The sequence below is a fragment of the Psychrobacillus sp. Z16_25 genome, assembly GCF_056856695.1.
On the sequence record NZ_JBXEOV010000003.1, the window covers coordinates 198,198 to 216,413 of the forward strand.

The 18,216-nt window shown below is 41.5% G+C and carries 14 protein-coding genes and 1 riboswitch; of the genes, 6 read left to right on the plus strand and 8 right to left on the minus strand.

Annotated elements, in window-relative coordinates:
• Positions 1 to 656: 656 nt before the first annotated feature.
• The 7 genes from AC1VU3_RS05510 to AC1VU3_RS05540 form a co-directional block, all read right to left on the minus strand.
• Positions 657 to 1,028, minus strand: coding sequence for a YisL family protein (locus AC1VU3_RS05510; protein WP_480388790.1), 372 nt, complete (start codon positions 1,026 to 1,028; stop codon positions 657 to 659).
• A 43-nt stretch (positions 1,029 to 1,071) separates the two neighbouring features.
• Positions 1,072 to 1,968 carry a fumarylacetoacetate hydrolase family protein gene (locus AC1VU3_RS05515; protein ID WP_480388791.1) on the minus strand — a complete coding sequence of 299 codons (897 nt, stop codon included), beginning with the start codon at positions 1,966 to 1,968 and terminating at the stop codon, positions 1,072 to 1,074.
• Positions 1,969 to 2,037: 69 nt separating this feature from the next.
• Positions 2,038 to 3,210, minus strand: a complete 1,173-nt coding sequence (locus AC1VU3_RS05520) for a DUF418 domain-containing protein (RefSeq protein ID WP_480388792.1) — start codon at positions 3,208 to 3,210, stop codon at positions 2,038 to 2,040.
• Positions 3,211 to 3,218: 8 nt separating this feature from the next.
• Complete coding sequence (addA, locus tag AC1VU3_RS05525) at positions 3,219 to 6,923, minus strand: helicase-exonuclease AddAB subunit AddA (protein WP_482982984.1); 3,705 nt, start codon at positions 6,921 to 6,923, stop codon at positions 3,219 to 3,221.
• Positions 6,910 to 10,404, minus strand: coding sequence for a helicase-exonuclease AddAB subunit AddB (addB, locus tag AC1VU3_RS05530; RefSeq protein ID WP_482982985.1), 3,495 nt, complete (start codon positions 10,402 to 10,404; stop codon positions 6,910 to 6,912). The genes addA and addB overlap by 14 nt, the downstream gene beginning before the upstream one ends.
• 80 nt (positions 10,405 to 10,484) lie before the next feature.
• Complete coding sequence (gene lepB / locus AC1VU3_RS05535; RefSeq protein ID WP_482982986.1) at positions 10,485 to 11,024, minus strand: signal peptidase I; 540 nt, start codon at positions 11,022 to 11,024, stop codon at positions 10,485 to 10,487.
• Positions 11,017 to 11,658 (minus strand): TVP38/TMEM64 family protein, encoded by a 642-nt coding sequence (locus AC1VU3_RS05540; protein ID WP_480388796.1) that lies wholly within the window; start codon positions 11,656 to 11,658, stop codon positions 11,017 to 11,019. Before AC1VU3_RS05540 ends, lepB begins: the two co-directional genes overlap by 8 nt.
• Positions 11,659 to 11,767: 109 nt before the next feature.
• Between AC1VU3_RS05540 and AC1VU3_RS05545 the strand changes: the two genes are divergently transcribed.
• The 6 genes from AC1VU3_RS05545 (at position 11,768) to AC1VU3_RS05570 (ending at position 17,104) form a co-directional block, all read left to right on the plus strand.
• Positions 11,768 to 12,469, plus strand: a complete 702-nt coding sequence (locus tag AC1VU3_RS05545) for an AzlC family ABC transporter permease (RefSeq protein WP_480388797.1) — start codon at positions 11,768 to 11,770, stop codon at positions 12,467 to 12,469.
• Position 12,470: 1 nt separating this feature from the next.
• A complete protein-coding gene (locus AC1VU3_RS05550) occupies positions 12,471 to 12,782 on the plus strand; it encodes an AzlD domain-containing protein (protein ID WP_480388798.1) in 312 nt (103 codons plus the stop codon).
• Positions 12,783 to 12,899: 117 nt separating this feature from the next.
• Positions 12,900 to 13,003: riboswitch (SAM riboswitch) on the plus strand.
• A 214-nt stretch (positions 13,004 to 13,217) separates the two neighbouring features.
• Entirely contained in the window at positions 13,218 to 14,243 is a 1,026-nt protein-coding gene (locus AC1VU3_RS05555) for a methionine ABC transporter ATP-binding protein (RefSeq protein ID WP_480388799.1), read from the plus strand.
• Entirely contained in the window at positions 14,233 to 14,895 is a 663-nt protein-coding gene (locus AC1VU3_RS05560) for a methionine ABC transporter permease (RefSeq protein WP_482982987.1), read from the plus strand. Before AC1VU3_RS05555 ends, AC1VU3_RS05560 begins: the two co-directional genes overlap by 11 nt.
• A gap of 12 nt (positions 14,896 to 14,907) precedes the next feature.
• Positions 14,908 to 15,759 (plus strand): MetQ/NlpA family ABC transporter substrate-binding protein, encoded by an 852-nt coding sequence (locus AC1VU3_RS05565; RefSeq protein ID WP_480388801.1) that lies wholly within the window; start codon positions 14,908 to 14,910, stop codon positions 15,757 to 15,759.
• A gap of 139 nt (positions 15,760 to 15,898) precedes the next feature.
• Positions 15,899 to 17,104, plus strand: coding sequence for a M20 family metallopeptidase (locus tag AC1VU3_RS05570; protein ID WP_482982988.1), 1,206 nt, complete (start codon positions 15,899 to 15,901; stop codon positions 17,102 to 17,104).
• A 478-nt stretch (positions 17,105 to 17,582) separates the two neighbouring features.
• On the opposite strand, the gene AC1VU3_RS05575 is transcribed toward AC1VU3_RS05570, so the two are convergent.
• Positions 17,583 to 18,182 (minus strand): hypothetical protein, encoded by a 600-nt coding sequence (locus AC1VU3_RS05575; protein ID WP_482982989.1) that lies wholly within the window; start codon positions 18,180 to 18,182, stop codon positions 17,583 to 17,585.
• Between the last annotated feature and the right edge of the window lie 34 nt (positions 18,183 to 18,216).

An 18,216-nucleotide genomic window follows, 5' to 3' on the forward strand; every position in this document is an offset into this window, starting at 1 on the left:
CTTGTCCATCGTTAATTTTAACAAAGGTCCGTTCTAATCGCTATTATTTACGAAGAATTCCGTATTTATAATTCGTCTAAACTGTGAAATCGTGGTTGATAGGAGGAAGTTTAAAGATGAGAAGTTTATTACCAATAAAAGAGGTATTACACACCCGGCTCGAAGGTATATACCTTACAGATTGATAGAAACCTAATTTTTTCGAGACATCCACAGTTCCGAGCGATAGATCCACTAGCGCTCGATACGACCTCAGTTTCACTCGATAGAACCCTCACATCGCTCGGTACAAACCCGGTTTCGCTCGGTAGACCCTTCATATCGCACGATAGGACTCTAGTTCCGAGCAATAGATTCCTCTGCGAGCAGTAACCCTTCATTTCCGCGCAATAGACTCCTTCTTTCGAGCGATAACCCTCTCCTACCGCGCAGTAGAGTCCTAGTTCCGAGCGATAGATTCCTCTGCGAGCAGTAGGTCCTCATTTCCGCGCAATAAACCTCTTCTTTCGCGCAATAGCCCTCTCCTATCGCGCAGTAACCCCTCGTTTCCGAGCAATAGATTCCTCAGCGAACAATATTCCTTACCACTCAATAATTCCCCAAATAAAAAGAGCATAGACTCGCAAACTGCGAATCTATACTCTCTCGTTCTGTTATTAAGCTAAGAAATTGAAACCCATTGGCAATTTGAAGCCAAGGAATGCAGTGATAAAGAAGAATACAAATACTAGTACTAGGAAAGTAGTATATGGCTTTCCTTTTCCTTTTTTCACTAAAGCCATCTCCATCATTCCGATTACTAGAAGACCAGCAATGAACTTAAATCCGTAAAGCATTCCTTCACCGTAGTCCATTCCTTTGATGAATAGTGCTACACCAGTAGCTATAATTAGTAAGTAATCCACTCGTAAAATCATGTGTACAACTTTTGGGTTCTTGATAGCTAATGCAATAAAGAAAAGAATTAATCCTACTGCCCAAGTTGTAATGTGTAAATGCGTATTTGCTAAAATATCCAATTGGCTCACCTCAACATCGTTTAATGACTTTATTGTAGCACAATTCTAGCAACTACTCGAATTTATTCACTAGAGTTCCGATGCCTTCAATGGAAACTTTCACAATATCTCCAGATTTTAAGAATTTAGGTGGATTGAATCCTTTTCCTACCCCTGCTGGAGTGCCGGTTAGAATCACGTCTCCAGGCTCTAGTGTTACGACCTTCGAAATCTCGCAGATAATGTCCTCAACCGAATAGATCATATCGGATGTTTTTCCGTTTTGTCGTATTTCGTCATTTACCTTTGTCACAATCGTTAAGTCCTGTGGGTTTGGAATTTCATCCTTCGTTACTACGTACGGTCCCATTGGACAGGAGCATTCAAGGCTTTTTCCTAAAAAGAACTGCTGATGTTTCTTTTGTAAATCTCTCGCTGTAATGTCATTTGCTATTGTGTAACCGAATATATAGTCATAGGCCATCTTAGAAGGAATATTCTTCCCTTCTTTTCCTATAACGATGGCAAGCTCGCCTTCATAGTCTAAGGAATCCGTTATATCTGAATGAATTGGAAGTGTCTGTTCATCCGCAGCGATACTTGTTGGTGCTTTGGTAAATACCACAAATTCCTCTGCTACTCCTCCCATTTCTTTTGCGTGATCTGCATAGTTTTTCCCAATTGCCATTATATTTTTAGGTGTTCTAGGGATTGGCGCTAGCCATTCAATTTCTGTAAATGCACGCTTAAAGATATTAGGGTTTTCTTCCTTCAAAGCTGCTTCCACTAATACGCGAATCTGTTCCACAAAATCGATACCGAAGCTTACACCTTGGACGATAGTGGCCGGGAAACTTGGAAGTATCTGAAGCTGTTCCTGAATTGTTAGTACATCCCACACTGCCTCTTCCTTTTTCACCTTAGGACCAAAGTAAATTTTGTCGTTTATTCGGTATGACAACAGTTTCATCTATAACACTCCTCCAAAGAAATTTACAATCTATTCATCTAGTCTATTATACTTTGACAATGTTTTCATCTATTTTGTTGAACTATTTGAATAAGTCAGTTTTCTCCAGACTAGCTCTACTGGTCCCTGCTTAAATTTCGTAAACCAAATCTCTGCAAAAATGATTTGGAGCACATAAATCCCAACGGCCATCCACGTTCCGGTGCTTACATCCACTCTACCGTACAACGCAAAGCCATACGAATAAAAGATAGTAGTCGCAATAATGGATTGCATCAGATAAAGGGTCATCGACATACGTCCCGCTTTTCCGACAGGCGATAGGATCTTCGCCACGATTGGCATACTACAAATAAGAGCTAAGAACCCTCCATATGCAATCGCTTGAAGTGCTCCACCAAATAAATCACCTGCTGAACTATAAAAAATATTAGCTTCCTTTGTAAATGGCAACCATTTAATATATGTTCCCACAATGAAGGATACTAAAACAGTAATAATCCAAAAAACCTTCAATTCTTTTGCTCGCTCGATAAGCTTAAGCTTTGACGCTGCTGCCCCAATAAGCAAAAATGGAAGTATATTGGTGATGGCGAGTAGAAAATTAGAGCCCCACTGATTCATATACCACCAATCTGCCAGGTTTCGGGATAAAATCTCTCCCCAGCTTCCCTGTGAATAAGCTAAGATAGAAGCTTCTACCTCTTGCATTCCTGCATATACGGTTAATGCTTCTGGGTCTATAAGGCTCGCTATATATACCAGCCCCATCAACAGACCGTTTGGTATTAGAAATAGCACAGCCCCAATAACAAATAGCCATACTGGCTTCAAACTCATTAATAAGATAAGCAATAACCCAGCAAACGCATACGTAATCAGTATATCTCCAGACCAAATTAGAAAAGCATGGATACAACCAATTCCTAATAAAATCAGTAGTCTTCTAACAGCAAGCTTCCAAAAGGAAGTTCCCGCCTTTTCTGATTTTGTAAACTGCATCGCAAGCCCATACCCAAACAGCATGGCAAATAACGGATACACACTTCCTTGCACAAATATATCAATCCACTTAAACGTCTCATAATCCTGTGGATTTTGATACCATGTGTAAGGATTTACATAAATATAAGGACCATGAAAAAACAGCATATTCACTACAAAAATCCCTAGTAATGCAAACCCCCTCATAATATCGATGGACACAACTCTCTCTTTCTCTTGCGTTGGTAAAATCAACATACTTCCCCCTAAATAGAAACTGTTTTATTTATATCAAATAGATATAGAATCTTTTCTTTAATTTTGATGTGTAAAATTTCTTCCAGTGCCTTTGCATATAAGGAAAGCTGGACCTCGTATCGATGTTCCATTTCCTTCTTTAGCATTTCTTCATTTTCAGCTAAATGTCTTACTCGGTCTGTTTTATAATCGAGCAGCACCCATTGCCCGTCCTCTAAAAATAGGCAATCCACTACCCCTTGGATAATTTGTCTATCGCCAAGCTCATCCTCCAGAACATATGTAAAAGGAAATTCCCTCATTACCTGCTCGGCATTTTTTAAACGATCAAATATAGTGGAATGAAAGAACGGCTCTATTTTTCTTGGGTTGATCGCTTCCTTCTCGGCTTCGCTAATAATTTCTCTTTCTACTAGCCTCTCTGCAAAAAGCTTAATCTGTTCCTGTGTTTTTATTTCCTGCAAATCGATGTGCTGCATAAAAGCATGGACTGCTGTTCCCGCCTCTGCACCTGTAAGACGAGAGCCCTCTTGAAGAAAGGATGGTCTTTTTGCCACTCTTTGCTGATCGCTTGCTGGACTTTTCGTTTGAAAGTATTCTTCGTCATCTCGTTCCATGAGCAACATCATCCGCTTTATCTCACTGACCGTTTGCTTCGAGCGTTTTTGAGTGGATAATTCATAATGGTATCTTGTGTCAAATCTTCTTTTTACCTCTCCCAAATGGATGTCTGGTTGAGTGATAAGCTCTTTTAAATTCGTTTGCTTCGTCTCTTCTTTCTTCTGCTCCACTTTTAGTGCATCTATCGGGATTGCCTTTAGCCTCCATTTAGACTCACTACTTACAATGTTGGCTTCATTGATGGACGAAAGATGCTGGTAATCGACGTGTCTCGCAAGAGCAGGCCCTATCCAATCTAGGTATCCCTTAGCCTTCGCCCGCACATAGTCAGGCAGCATCTCGTGGCTCAATAAATACTGCGCATCCTCCCATTTTTCAAGCGTTTTGGCTAGGTCCTTGATGGTAGCCACCAAATAGAGATGCTCTTTTGCTCTTGTCATCGCTACATAAAGCACCCTCATTTCCTCTGCCTTCAGCTCCATCTGTTTCTTTTCCTTGATAGATAAAAACGGCAGAGAGGTGAAGGATAAACGCTTCACTGGATCGATTGCTTTCACAGCTAGTCCAAAGTTTTGGTCAAATAAATACGGTTCATTAAAATCCATCTGATTGAAAGAGCGCCCCATTCCAGCAAGGAAGACAACTGGGAACTCCAATCCTTTCGAGGAATGAATCGTCATAAGTCGTACAACATTTTCCTTTTCACTGATTGCTCTTGCTGCTCCAAGGTCATCTCCTCGCTTACGCATCCGGTCAATGAACCGTAAGAAACGGAACAGCCCACGGAAAGAAGTTCGTTCATAATCCTTTGCACGGTCATGCAGGATTCGCAGGTTTGCCTGACGCTGCTTGCCATTCGGCATTGAGCCGACAATCTCATAATAATGGGTGTCTAAATAAATTTGCCAGATTAAGTCTGCAAGAGAACCCCTTCTACTCAAGTTTCTCCAATCCTCAAACTGAAGCAAGAAGCGTTGCAGCTTCTCTCCTGTCTCAGCAGATAGTCCAGAGCCACCTTTCGATACAAAGGTCTTCAATGCTTCATAAAATGGTTCCTTAGGTGCGGATAGACGAATCAAGGACAGCTCTGATTCTGTTAATCCAACAAATGGTGCTCTTAACACGGATGCCAAAGAAATATCCTGGTAAGGGTTATCGATCGTTCGCAAGGTATGAAGCATGATTAATACCTCGATTGCTTCAAAATAGCCCTTCGACAGCTCAGCGTATAAAGGAATTCCCGCCTCTTTAAATTGCTCCGTAACCTCCTGCGACCATGTCATGGAACGCATCAAGATAACAATATCACTATATTCTAGTGGTCTTGCTTGCTTTTTCCATGGGTCGTACACAGTGTGGCCAGTACGCATCATCTCTTTTATTTTCGAGATAATATAACGAGCCTCTGCTTGCGATTTTTTTAAATCCTCTTCAGCTCTAGTTGTCTCCGATTCCTCTTCCTCTATCTCCACACTGCCATTCTCTACCTCATACAGTAATGCCAGCTCCACTGCCGCATCCTTGTCATCATAAGGTGCCTGTGGCTTTAGGGAAGCTGCATCATCATACGCAATCTCTCCAACCTTTTCTCCCATAACTTGCTGAAATATATAGTTGGTCGCATGGAGTACCTCTTGTCGACTTCTAAAGTTGGCATTCAAATCTATTTTAATTCCAGAGTTATCTGGTATTTCCTTAAACTCTCGGTACTTACCTAGAAAAAGCATAGGCTCAGCTAAACGGAAACGGTAAATGGACTGCTTCACGTCCCCAACCATGAACATATTGCCGTCTGGCTCTTGACCGCTTTTCACTAGCTGAAGAATGGTTTCCTGCAGCAAGTTGGTATCCTGATACTCATCCACTAACACTTCTTTGAAGCGGGCTTGGTAGTCCATTGCAATAGCAGACGGTATTAGATTTCCTTCCTCATCTCTGTCCGTCAGAATCTCTAGAGCGTAATGCTCTAAATCAGAGAAATCTACCAGACCTCTTTCATTTTTCGCAGCCATATAACGGTCGCCATAAGTAATCGCAAGCTCGGTCAAGGTACGTAAATGGGGTGCCATTAAGCGCATTTCTTCTAAAAGCCGCGCTGGGGTTCTCATGAAATACTTTTCTTTTATTTCGTTAACTATTTTCTTCACTCTATTTCGTTTGTCTGCTGCTTGCTTTTTCAGCTTTTCATCACATGAGTCCTTCCGAATTGCCGCTGCTTTTCCCCAGGTGAGACCTTGGAAATAAAAATAAGTATCCTCCCATGACCCTAACTTCAATAATTCAACGGCTCCTTGTATCAATTGCTGATCCTTGTCTGCGGTATCTGCAAGGGGCGCTGGTCCATTCGGCAGTTTTGCCAATCGCTTGATTTCCTCGGAAACTGCTATTGCCTCCTCCAGCTGATGAATCAAGGAAAGCTTTAACGGTTCAATAAAAGGCAGCTCGTCAATGGTCATATCTGCCGGCAATTCATAAGCCGCTGGGATCGCACGTAGCCACTTTTCCGGCTCCGGATGAACTCTTGCATAGGAGTATAGCTTGTCTATCATGATTTCAATCGACTGGTCATCACGGTCGCTCGTAAAGCTATCGGATAATAAATACATGGGCTCTGGGTTCTCTAGCTGATATGCCTCCTCCAAAATATCTGCTAACACATCGTCACGCATCAAGGCAGCCTCTGTCTCATCTGCGATTCGAAATCCTGGATCGATGGAAAGCATATAAGAATACTGACGTACAATATTTAAGCAAAAGGAATGCAGCGTGGAGATCTGTGCCTTGTTCAAAAGGTTCAACTGCTTCCGTAGATGCGCTGATTCTGGGTCAGCTGCTATCGCACGCTCCAGCGCCTCTCTCATACGATGTCTCATTTCAGCAGCAGAGGCATTCGTAAAGGTAACGACTAAAAGCTCATCTACATTTATCGGATTCTCTTTTGCCAATACTTTTTGTATGAGTCGATCAATTAGCACAGCAGTCTTCCCAGATCCAGCGGCTGCAGCAACAAGTACGTCAGACCCTGTAGCCCATATTGCCTTCCATTGTGCCGGTGTCCATGTTAAATCCTTTGGCATTTCAGGAATGTTCATCTGTACTCATCTCCCTTTGAATCTTTTCTGCGATTATCTCTGGATTCTCTATTTTAATTGCTCTCACTTGCTGAGCTGGATCCTGTGGGTCAAATTGACATACGCTTCGATAGGAGCAATAAGTGCATGGCATTTTATCCTTTAAACGGTATGGATACACTCGCGTATCTCCTGCATTCATCCCGTTCCCTGCCTGCTCATGCTTTTTGCGCACAAAGGATTGCAGCAAGCGCATTTGTTCAGGCTCAACTACCTTAGAGGATGACTTGGAAAGCTGACCGTCTTTATTCATCCGTACCGGAAGCACCTTCGAAAAACCATCTATCTCCTGGTCCATTTCCATGACAACCTCTGGATCATCCAATAAAAGACCATTCATCTTATAGGATTTATAGATTGCATCCTCCAGCTCATAATCCCCTATTTCTTTAGCACTTTGAATAAGTGGATTATGCAGATGAACATATAGTACGCCAGCCGGCTCCGCATCCTCTTGAAGCCAAATCTTCGCATTTTCAACTGCCACATCTAAATAAGTCAGCATTTGCAAGGATAGTCCATGATACACCTCGTTCAAATCAATACCTTGCTTGGATGATTTATAATCAACGATTCTCATATACATATTGCCGTTTACATTTGCAGCATCCACTCGGTCAATTCGCCCACGTAAACGCATCTTCCGTCTGTTTTTTAATGGTATTTCAAGTGGCGGAAGCTGCTCCCCTGGACCAAAGCCTGCCTCTATTGCAATAGGCACAAAATTAGAGCCCTTTGCATGCTTGCTCATCGCAATTAACGTGTTGCCCACAATCTGCTCCAGCTTTCTCTGGATATAGCGATAGCGATTGGTACTTAACAGCAATTGATGGACAAATACCGGCACGATATAACTTACTGCTTCTTTGGCCAGTCTTAAGCATTGCTCTCTTGTCAGCTCACCCCATGTGACATTTAATCGCTTAGTTTCATCGGAAATCCACTTAAGCGCAGCATGGAACAAATCTCCCATTGCAGGTGGCTCGAGTCTATATTCGGAGCGTTCCTCCAGCTTCAGACCATAGCCTGCAAAATGTGCGAACGGACAGCTATAATACGTTTCCACCCGTGATACACTTGAATTGATTGTTTCCCCGTAAAGGGCAGCTGTAATTTCAGGGGCTAATCGTTCTGTCTTGTTCCCTTTTAGCATTGGCTTCAGTATTCTTTTTATTAACCTCGACCAATAAGGGTCTTCCATATAATATTGATAGACAGATTGCCAAACTTCCGGAAGCTCTCCTGAATCTATTGCCTCTCTCAGTTGCATAATCAAATAAGGCAACGCAGTTCGAGGATGGCTAATTACCTCTCTGTCTAGCCTTCTATCCTTCACATCTGTCGGATCAATTACCGCAAGCTCTGGTTTTATTCCGCCGACAAGCTGGTTTAGCTTTTTAATATACATCGAAGGAAGTAAGGCCTTCCCCTCACTATCAGCGATAGAATAAGAGACGAATAAATAATGAGAAGGAGTGACAAATGCCTTGTAGGTTAAATAATTTTCATCCAGCAAGCGCATTCGGGAGGTTGGAGCTAGCTCGAAGCCAACCTGATTAAACCACTCACGCTCTGAATCAGATAATAGCCCCTCATGATCAATTCTTTTTGGAAATGTGCCGTCATTCACTCCCAATACAAACACTGCTTTCATATGTGTAAGCCTTGCCGTATCGACATTTCCTATAATCACTTGATCCAAGGTTGGTGGAATTCTAGAAAATTCAAGCTGGTCGTAGCCCTCTTCTAGTATTTTCATTGCTTGATCAAGAGGCATTTCCTTTTCACCAAACATGAGGACAAACTGGTCTAGTACGTCGACCCACTCATTCCAAGCCTGCTCATGCTCCGATGCAAGCAGCAGCTGTCCATTTTCTTCCTCATACGCCCGTAAGGCCATTAGCTTATCATAAACCTGGAGCTGCTCCATAAAGGAGTAGAGAGCTGTCGCATAATCTCTTCCTGTTTTTGCGTTCTCCAGCATTTCCACTAGCACTTGCATTGGTTGTACAAAGATATCTCTCGCAGCATGTATTTCGGCCTGAATAAGCTTTTCTTCATCTGTTTGAATTTTCGAGTAGAACTCCAAGCCCTTATATTTCTTATAAATCCACCGTTTTTCATCAAACCAGCGGTCTCCATATATCCCAAAGGAAAGCACAAAATTCTCTAGGCGATCCGCCCTTTCTCGCCATCTTGTTTTAGCTGATTCGATTGGGAAGAAAAGGTCCGTTTTGATTGCACGGAAAATAGGCTCGTACTTCCACTCGGACCGAATAATTTCAAACACTGTTCTACTTAGCTCAATGAGCGGATGATGAAGCATCGATTTCTTTTGACTAATAAAATATGGAATCTCGTATTGAGAGAAGGTTGTTTCTATTAAGCTCTCATAATTTTCCGCATCTCGATGTAGAATCGCCATATCCTTGTATCGAAACTGTTTGTCCTGCATCAGCTCTCGAATCTGTCTCGCTACTGCGTGAACCTCTGCTCGTTTATTCATTGCTTCTGTAATGCGTATATAGCCCTCTGTCTCGATAGTAGGAGCAGGGATTGTATTAAAGTTAGCCTCTAGATGAGCTAGCTCTGGTACTGCAAAACGACGAGACTCTGAGAAGTGGACTGCTTCCTCCACTTTCACTTGATCAACCTGTGCCATCTCTAAAAGTCTTGCTGCTGTATTAGCAGGCTGGAAGAAAAGTGATTGCTCGTCTAATGCGTCCGAAAGCGTTTCAAAAGGCAAGGCGACGGAAAGACGTTTTACCTTTTTCATCAATGCATTGATAATTTCCAGCTCTCTTGTCGTAAACGAGGTAAAGCCGTCTATATAAATTTCCGCAGTCTCTAGCAAACTAGAATCTTGTATATTATTTGCGAGAAGTGTTAAATACCCTTCTCCATCAATATAGCCTGCTCCTAATTTTTGCTCCATTAGCTCAAGCATTAACATTAAATCGGAGGATTTATCTAGTAGCGTCTGAGGAGCGTTCATAGCCTCGAGACTTTGAAAGGCATTAGACATAGTAGAATAATCCAGACAGTATCTGCTGAATTCCTTTAATAATACTTCGATTTGATCCGTAAAGCCTCGCTTTGTCGAAGCACGATGGAATAACGTAAATTGATCTTTATGCTCCTCCAACAAGCTTCTAATAAGCATGCGGTAGCCGAATCCACTAATCTCCTCTTTTGCGATCCCGCCTGTCTCCTGAAGAACTCGCCAGGCTAATCGTTTAAAGGTAGTGACCTGCGCACGGATAATCCCCGGCAAGCCGCTACGGGCAGCCAAGTCATATTCACTAGAAAACGACATTTGGTCTGGCACTATATAAAAAATTGGATCACCAAACGGAGCTTCCTGGATGGTGCTCATTATTTCCGTTTGCATGAATCTCGTTTTTCCTGATCCTGATCGTCCACTCACCAATCGAAATGTCAAACCAAGCAGCTCCTTTCCATAAAAAAAATCCGAATAACTTCCCTCTCTCTATTGTACAAAACATAGAGTGTAGAGGGAAATTATTCAGAATGTAAATAGATGGTCATATCGGATATTGGCCAATATCTTGCTTTTACGACACCTACAATATCCTCTTTTTCAACAAACGAAAAATGCCTACTGTCAAGGCTCGACAATCGATTATCTCCAAGAACGAATACTTTATTTTTCGGAACTCGTTTACTGCCTGTCAGCTCAAGAAGCTCAAAATCCTCTGTAAATTTCATCTCTGGCTGCTTATATGCAAGATGGGACTGTAGAAAGGGCTCTTCTATGTACTTACCGTTTATAAAAAGCTGGTCATTCTCATAGTGAATGGTATCACCTGGAAGCCCTATCACCCTCTTTACAAAGTCCTCCTCCCCTGAGCGGAATATCACGATATCCATCCTTTCTAGGCTAGATAGCTTGCTGACAATCACTCGGTCCTTATCAGAAAGAGTGGGCATCATGGATTCGCCAATAATATGATAATTCGTCGCAATCAACGCCTTAAATCCAAACACCAGGATTAAACCAATGACTATCGCTAATAGCCATTCCTTTACTTCTTTATTCAAGATTCTCTCCTCTTTTTCGGCTTCTCTCTAGTCTTATGTTTCGAAAATCTGCCTCTACCTTTTTGTCTAACCTCTTCTCCACTCTCTTTCCTACATACCAAAGAATCGCAATGAGGACAATAACGATTGCTGTTCTTATTGGCTGAGTGATTAAAGCCTTAATATCCGAACCGATAAAGCTAACCACAAATATCATAATTAGTTTACCCAGCGTCAATGTCCAAAAGTATGTATGCTTCTTCATATTTGATAAACCTGCGACTATGTTCACTAGCGCAGAAGGGGTAAACGGAAAACAGATAAATAAGAACAGCGGTCCAAATCCGTTTCTCTCTACCCATAGTATTAATTTCTGGATTCGTTCATGTCTTGTAATAAAATTTAAAACTCTAGCTCGTCCATATTTACGAATGACCAAAAAGACGGCATAAGATCCTGCAACAGAGCCCACCCAAGTTAGTAAAAACCCAAAAAACAGACCATATGCTGTTACGTTTGCCACGATAAAAACAACGAGTGGCAAGAATGGAAGAAACGCTTCCAAGAAAGGAAGTAAAATACCAATTATCGGCCCTAATGCTCGATAGTCCTGTGCTAAATGTGTAAAATTTTCTATAGAAAACCAATCAGGCATACTTTTCCCTCCGCATTCCTATGTAATTAATCTTTCCCTTTTAGTGTATACATAAAACGACTTTCTTATAGTATAATTTCTTCATTATCATGAAGGTGGTGAGAAATTTGTGACTTTTTCAAAAGGCTTAAGGGCCGGGGTAAATATCGCTATTGGCTATTTTCCGATTGCCCTTACATTTGGACTTCTTGCAAAAACGGCTGGCTTAACTATCTGGCAAGCCACTGCAATGAGTATACTCGTTTATGCCGGAGCTGCCCAATATATGTCTTTGACGCTTTTGACGAAAGGTGTTGACCCTATTTTAATCGTTTTAAATACATTTGTCGTCAATATACGTCATTTCCTTATGACGGCATCACTGAGTGAAAAGATGCATCGGGAAAAAAGATGGATAAAAGGAATATATGCTTTTGGAATCACGGATGAAGCTTTTTCCGTTCTGGCAACCCGTAAAGAAGAAAAGCTCACAACCTCCTTCGCCTTTGGAGTGATCCTCATCGCATACAGCAGCTGGGTGGTTTTTACTGCAGTTGGACATGTCATTGGAGCCAATCTGCCGTTATTTTTTCAAGCTGCGATGTCCGTTGCACTCTATGCCATGTTTATCGGACTTCTAGTGCCCTCCATGAAAGGCAATAGAAAGGTGGTCATGCTAGCTTTAACTGCCGCAAGTATCAACGGCTTTTTTTATTGGACACAACTCTTATCTACAGGCTGGTCCATTTTAATCGCTACGCTGGCAGCTTCTATCCTAATTGAACTGATTTATTCCAAAAAAGCAAGACCCATCGTGAAAGGAGAGTCTTAATATGGGTGATTGGTATTGGTGGACCATCCTTGGCATGGCCATTGTTACATATATCCCACGTGCGTTCCCTTTGACATTTTTAGAAGGCAGGGAACTACCTCCTATCGTGTCTGGCGTGTTAGCAAATATCCCCTATGCCGTGTTAGGGGCATTAATCTTTCCAGCCATTCTTTATATCCAAGAAGGAAATTACTTATTTGGATTAATAGGCGCAATAGTAGCTTTTTCTTTGGCTTTTATTTTTTCTAATGCCATGACTGTTGTACTAGGAACTATTGGTGTTTTAGCAATTTATAGCCTTATTTTTTTATAGTACATCAAAACGATATTAATATTCAAAATAAAATTAATAGTAAAAATAACTTGACTAGTTTGACTAAAGCGTTTAAAGTTATAATCAATTCTTACAACAATTACATAGCGCATCACTTTCTTATCCAGAGAAACCGAGGGACAGGCCCAATGACGTTTCGGCAACAGGTTCAAATTTGAACACTGTGCCAATTCCTGCAAGCTTAGCTTGAGAGATGAGAGAGATGGTTTTTCAAATCTTTTGAAGAGCTCTCTTTTTCTTGTCTATTTGATAAGAAAAGAGAGCTCTTTTTGTTTAACTTCCTACTCCGTGCCAGACCCCATCGAGGTCTTGCCCAATTATAATAAGGCATTTAGCACATTTCTAATCAAGTCTCTTTCCTGGAAAGTAAGATGGCTACGTTGTTTGAAGAAGTATGATTCTAGGAGGGATCCCATGATTGAATTCAAAAATGTTTCAAAGACCTTTCTTCTTGGAAAACGAAAGGTGCACGCTGTAAAGAATGTCTCTCTTTCCATTGAGAAAGAAGATATTTTCGGTATTATCGGATTCAGCGGTGCAGGAAAAAGCACGCTGCTTCGCTTAGTGAATATGCTAGAGCGTCCTACAGAGGGTTCCGTTTTTATTCAAAACACAGACGTGAACAGCCTTTCCTCTAAGGATTTAAGAACGAGAAGAAGAAACATCGGGATGATTTTTCAAAACTTCAACCTCTTCCATTCTCGTACTGTAGCTGGAAATGTAGCATATCCACTAAAGCTTGCCGGTCTAAAAAAACAAGAAATAGACAAACGAGTAGAGGAACTGCTGAGCTTTGTCGGGCTAACAAGCAAGGCAAAGGATTTTCCAAGCCAGCTATCAGGTGGTCAAAAGCAGCGTGTAGGAATCGCTCGTGCACTTGCAACTTCTCCCGATATTCTGATTTGTGACGAGGCAACCTCTGCACTAGACCCAGAAACTACGGCTGATATTCTAAGGCTACTAAAAAAAGTGAACAAGGAATTTGGGATTACTATTTTGCTGATCACTCATGAAATGCATGTTATTCAATCTATCTGTAATAGGGTGGCTGTCATGGAAGACGGCGAGGTGATTGAAACAGGGGACGTTTTCGATGTATTCACAAACCCTCAGCACTCGACCACCAAACGGTTTATCCAATCCGTCCAGCAGGATCTCCCCTCCCCTACTGTGTTACAGGAGTGGCGAGAGAACGGTGGGAAAAAATTATATCAGGTCATCTTTAAAGGGGATGTTACAAACCAGTCCATCCTTTCCCAGGTTACGCAAAAACACCGCGTACACTTTAACATCGTCTACGGCTCTATTCGAGAGCTGCAGGAAAAGCTATTCGGAAATCTACTCATTTCCTTTGAAGGAGACCCGCAGGGAATAAAGGATGCCATTCATGAATTAACAACCATTGTAGAACTTCAGGAGGTGACACCAAATGAAGGTTGATTGGACGACATTTTGGCCAACGATTTTAGAATCGACTGGCGAAACGATCATCATGGTCATTGTGACACTGATTTTTTCCTCTATTCTAGGAATCAGTATTGGTCTACTACTTTTTGTAACTCGTGAGAAAAATATTTTAGAAAATAAGTTTTTGTTTCAATTACTAAATTTATTGATAAATATCATTCGACCGATCCCGTTCATTATTTTCTTAGTTGCCATTTCGCAGCTTACTAGATTAGTAGTCGGTTCAACGATCGGAATAGCAGGTGCCATCTTCCCGATGACCATTGTAGCCAGCTTTTCCATAGCTAGGGTCGTGGAGAACAATTTAGTAAGTATCGATCCCGGTGTAATTGAAGCAGCTCAGGCAATGGGAGCAAGCCCACTACGTATTATCTTTACTGTGCTAATTCCAGAGGCACTAGGTCCACTGATTCTAGGTCTTACATTCACTACCGTCAGCTTAATCGACTTCTCCGCAGTAGCAGGAACAGTTGGCGCAGGTGGACTTGGACACGTGGCAATGACCTATGGCTATCAACGATTTGACGGAAGTGTCATGATCGTCACTGTACTGATTTTAATTATACTTGTGCAATTTGCCCAATGGATTGGAAATACATTATCGAAAAAATTCTTAAGACGATAAGGAGAGATTGACATGAAAAAAATTAGCTTACTACTATTTGCAGTAATTACAGCACTTGTTTTATCCGCTTGTAGCAGCTCATCAGCTTCCGAAAAGAAGGTCATCATTGGGGTAAACGGTTCTGACGGTGTCCAATGGCCAATCCTTCAAGAGAAAGCAGCAAAAGAAGGAATTGAAATTGAGCTAAAGGAATTCTCAGACTATACCCTTCCTAACAACGCACTTGCTGAAGGAGACATTGATTTAAACGCATTCCAGCATATTTCCTTCCTAGCTTCTTACGTAAAGGAAAGTGGCAATGACTTAGCTCCAATTGGTTCTACTATGTTTGCACCGCTTGGACTTTATTCAGAAAAAATTACGGACGTTAGTGAAATCAAAGCAAAAGACAAGATTGCAATCCCTGACGACCCATCTAACCAAGCTCGTGCACTTCGATTATTAGAGACGGCTGGTTTGATAACATTAGCAGACGATTTTGGACTTTACGGAGATCCATCTAAGATTATCGATAACCCATTAAACTTAGAAATCATCCCAATGACAGCTCAGCAAACACCACGAGTTTTACCAGACGTTACTGCCTCTGTTATCAATAACGGTGTCGCTGGTCAAGCAGGTTTCTCTCCTGGTGAGGATCCAATTTACAAAGAGGCTGGCGAAAGTGAATCTATCTACCCTTACGTGAACATCATAGCTGCTCGAGCTGAAGACAAAGATAATGAGGTATACCAACGTATCGTCGAGCTATACCAAGAGGAAGACATTAAACAGGCAGTAGAAGAGGATACAAAAGGCGGTTCGTCATTAGTAATTTTAACGAAGGAAGAATTAGAAAATACGTTTAATGATTTAGCAAAATAAAGAATTTTAAGTAGGCAGGGACCTTTTAGAACCAATTGATTAGAGTGTTGGCTAGCCTTTGCTTGGTTCCCAAGTAAAGCGTCTAGCCAGCACGAAATCAACTTATCATATAGCCCAACAAATTAAAGGAGGAAACTACATGAGTACAGTTATTGAAGCAACAGAGTTAATCGCAAAATCTATCGAGGAAAATAAAGACCTGTATATTCAAACGAGTCAAGAGATCCATGCAAAACCTGAAATCGGCAATCAAGAATTTTTCGCAAGCGCAAAGCATGTAGAGATTTTAACAAAGGCAGGCTTTGAGGTAACTACTGCAGTAGCTGGTCATGAAACATCCTTCTATGCTGTAAAGGATTCTGGAAAAGAAGGTCCTACAGTAGCATTCTTAGCAGAGTATGATGCTCTTCCAGGCATCGGCCATGCATGCGGTCATAATATTATTGGAACAACAAGCGTAGCAGCGGGAATCGCATTAGCTGAGGTTTTACCTTCTACTGGTGGGCGTGTACTTGTATTAGGGACTCCCGCTGAAGAAGGCGGTCCTAACGGAAGTGCAAAGGGTAGCTTTGTAAAGCATGGTCTTTTAGAAGGAGTAGATGTCGCTATCATGATTCACCCTTCTGCAAAAACTTCCCTAACAGGAGAATCACTAGCAGTAGATCCTCTAGATTTTCATTTCTACGGAAAAGCAGCTCACGCTTCTGGATCACCTGATAAAGGAATCAATGCACTAGACGCAGTCATTCAATTATTTAATGGGATCAATGCATTACGCCAGCAGCTTCCTTCAGACGTAAGAATCCACGGAATCATTACACACGGTGGAGACGCACCAAATATTATTCCGGAATATGCGTCTGCCCGCTTCTACATTCGTGCAGAAACTTGGAAGCGCACAGTAGAGGTTTCTGAAAAAGTGCGAGCTATAGCTAATGGAGCTGCACTTGCCACAGGCTCTAGTGTTCGCGTTGAACGCTTCCAAAATGAAGTACAGGACTTTGTCTTGAACTCAGTCCTTGATGAAGTTCTCCACCATGAACTAGAAGCAGTTGGTGAACATGTACACACAGAAAAACGAAAAGGAAAAGGCTCCACAGATGCAGGAAACATCAGCTACGCTGTCCCTACAGCACATCCTCATATTAAAATCGGTCCAGACGATTTAGTTGGACACACGATTGAATTTAGAGAAGCTGCAAAGTCTGAACTTGGCAACGAAGCTCTGATCAAAGGAGCAAAAGCAATCGCAAACGCAGGCTATCGCATCCTAACTGATGCAGAATTGCTCCACCGCATCCACAAGGAGCACGAACAGGCACTGGCTAGGAAAGCAGCACAGTAACTAATAGAGGCTAGACAATTGAATTTGAAGAGTTGTTGAACCTCTGGTTCTTCGCATCGTCGGACGCTTGGAGTGGAGGCCGACAGGATGTTGGTCAGGAAAACGTTGTCACACGATGTGACGTTCTTAGTTTTCCCTCCACAAGGTAAGCCAGCACCCATCGCTAACGCGCGTGGCTGTGCTGTCTTACCTACCACCCTGCTCCAGCAGGAGTCGCCGACGCTGCTCCGAACCAATAGAGTTGCTTACTAAAAATAGATTATCAACAATTTAAAATACAGAAATAGTCTATATCTGTTAAGAAAGATCTTGTGCATCCTCTTTTTGATTAATAAACAACGACTTAAGGACAGCTAAGATAGTGTACAATACTTATCAAAGAGGTAGAGAAACTTTCTCCGCCCTATGTTGGAGCTGTTTATTTTCTTGTTCCTATACAAAACGCTCAGTATCTATTCTGAGCGTTTTTTAGTGAAATTCACTTTTTCCTCTTATAGCGATAGAGTAAAAGTAATATTGCCACGGCAATTAAAACACTAGCACTAACATACAAGACTAGGTACGGACTATTATTCCGACTATCAGAATCTTTTTCAGCCTTTACTTCTATTGTTTTGTAGGGTTGGGATGCTAGGTAATCTTCGAAGAATTTTATTCTTTCTTCATCTGATTCCTCCACTTTTCCGTTGTGAATTTGAATCATGCCATTTGGTCCTCCAACTGGTACTAGGAAATCAGAATCCTTCCTTGTTTCTAAGAATAAAAGAAATTCTCCATCTTCAGTCTGAAATCCCTCTGCCCATCCTACGTCATTATGGTCAATACCAGCTGTAATAATTTGTTCTGAAACATCTCCCTTATAAACATTTTTAATGTGAAAATCGAGGTTTTGAAAGATAAATCTATTCGGTTTCTCCTTGCTTGTAAAATCATATTTTCCAGTCACAATCACTTCAGCTCTATCCACAACCTCTTGTGGTTTTAGTTCAATCCATTTTGTAGCAGATGCTGTATTACTTATTATCATTATTGATAAATAGAAACAAGAAAATAAAACTATATAACCAGATTTCCTCATTGTGTTTCCTTCCCTTTTTTAGACATGAATTCAT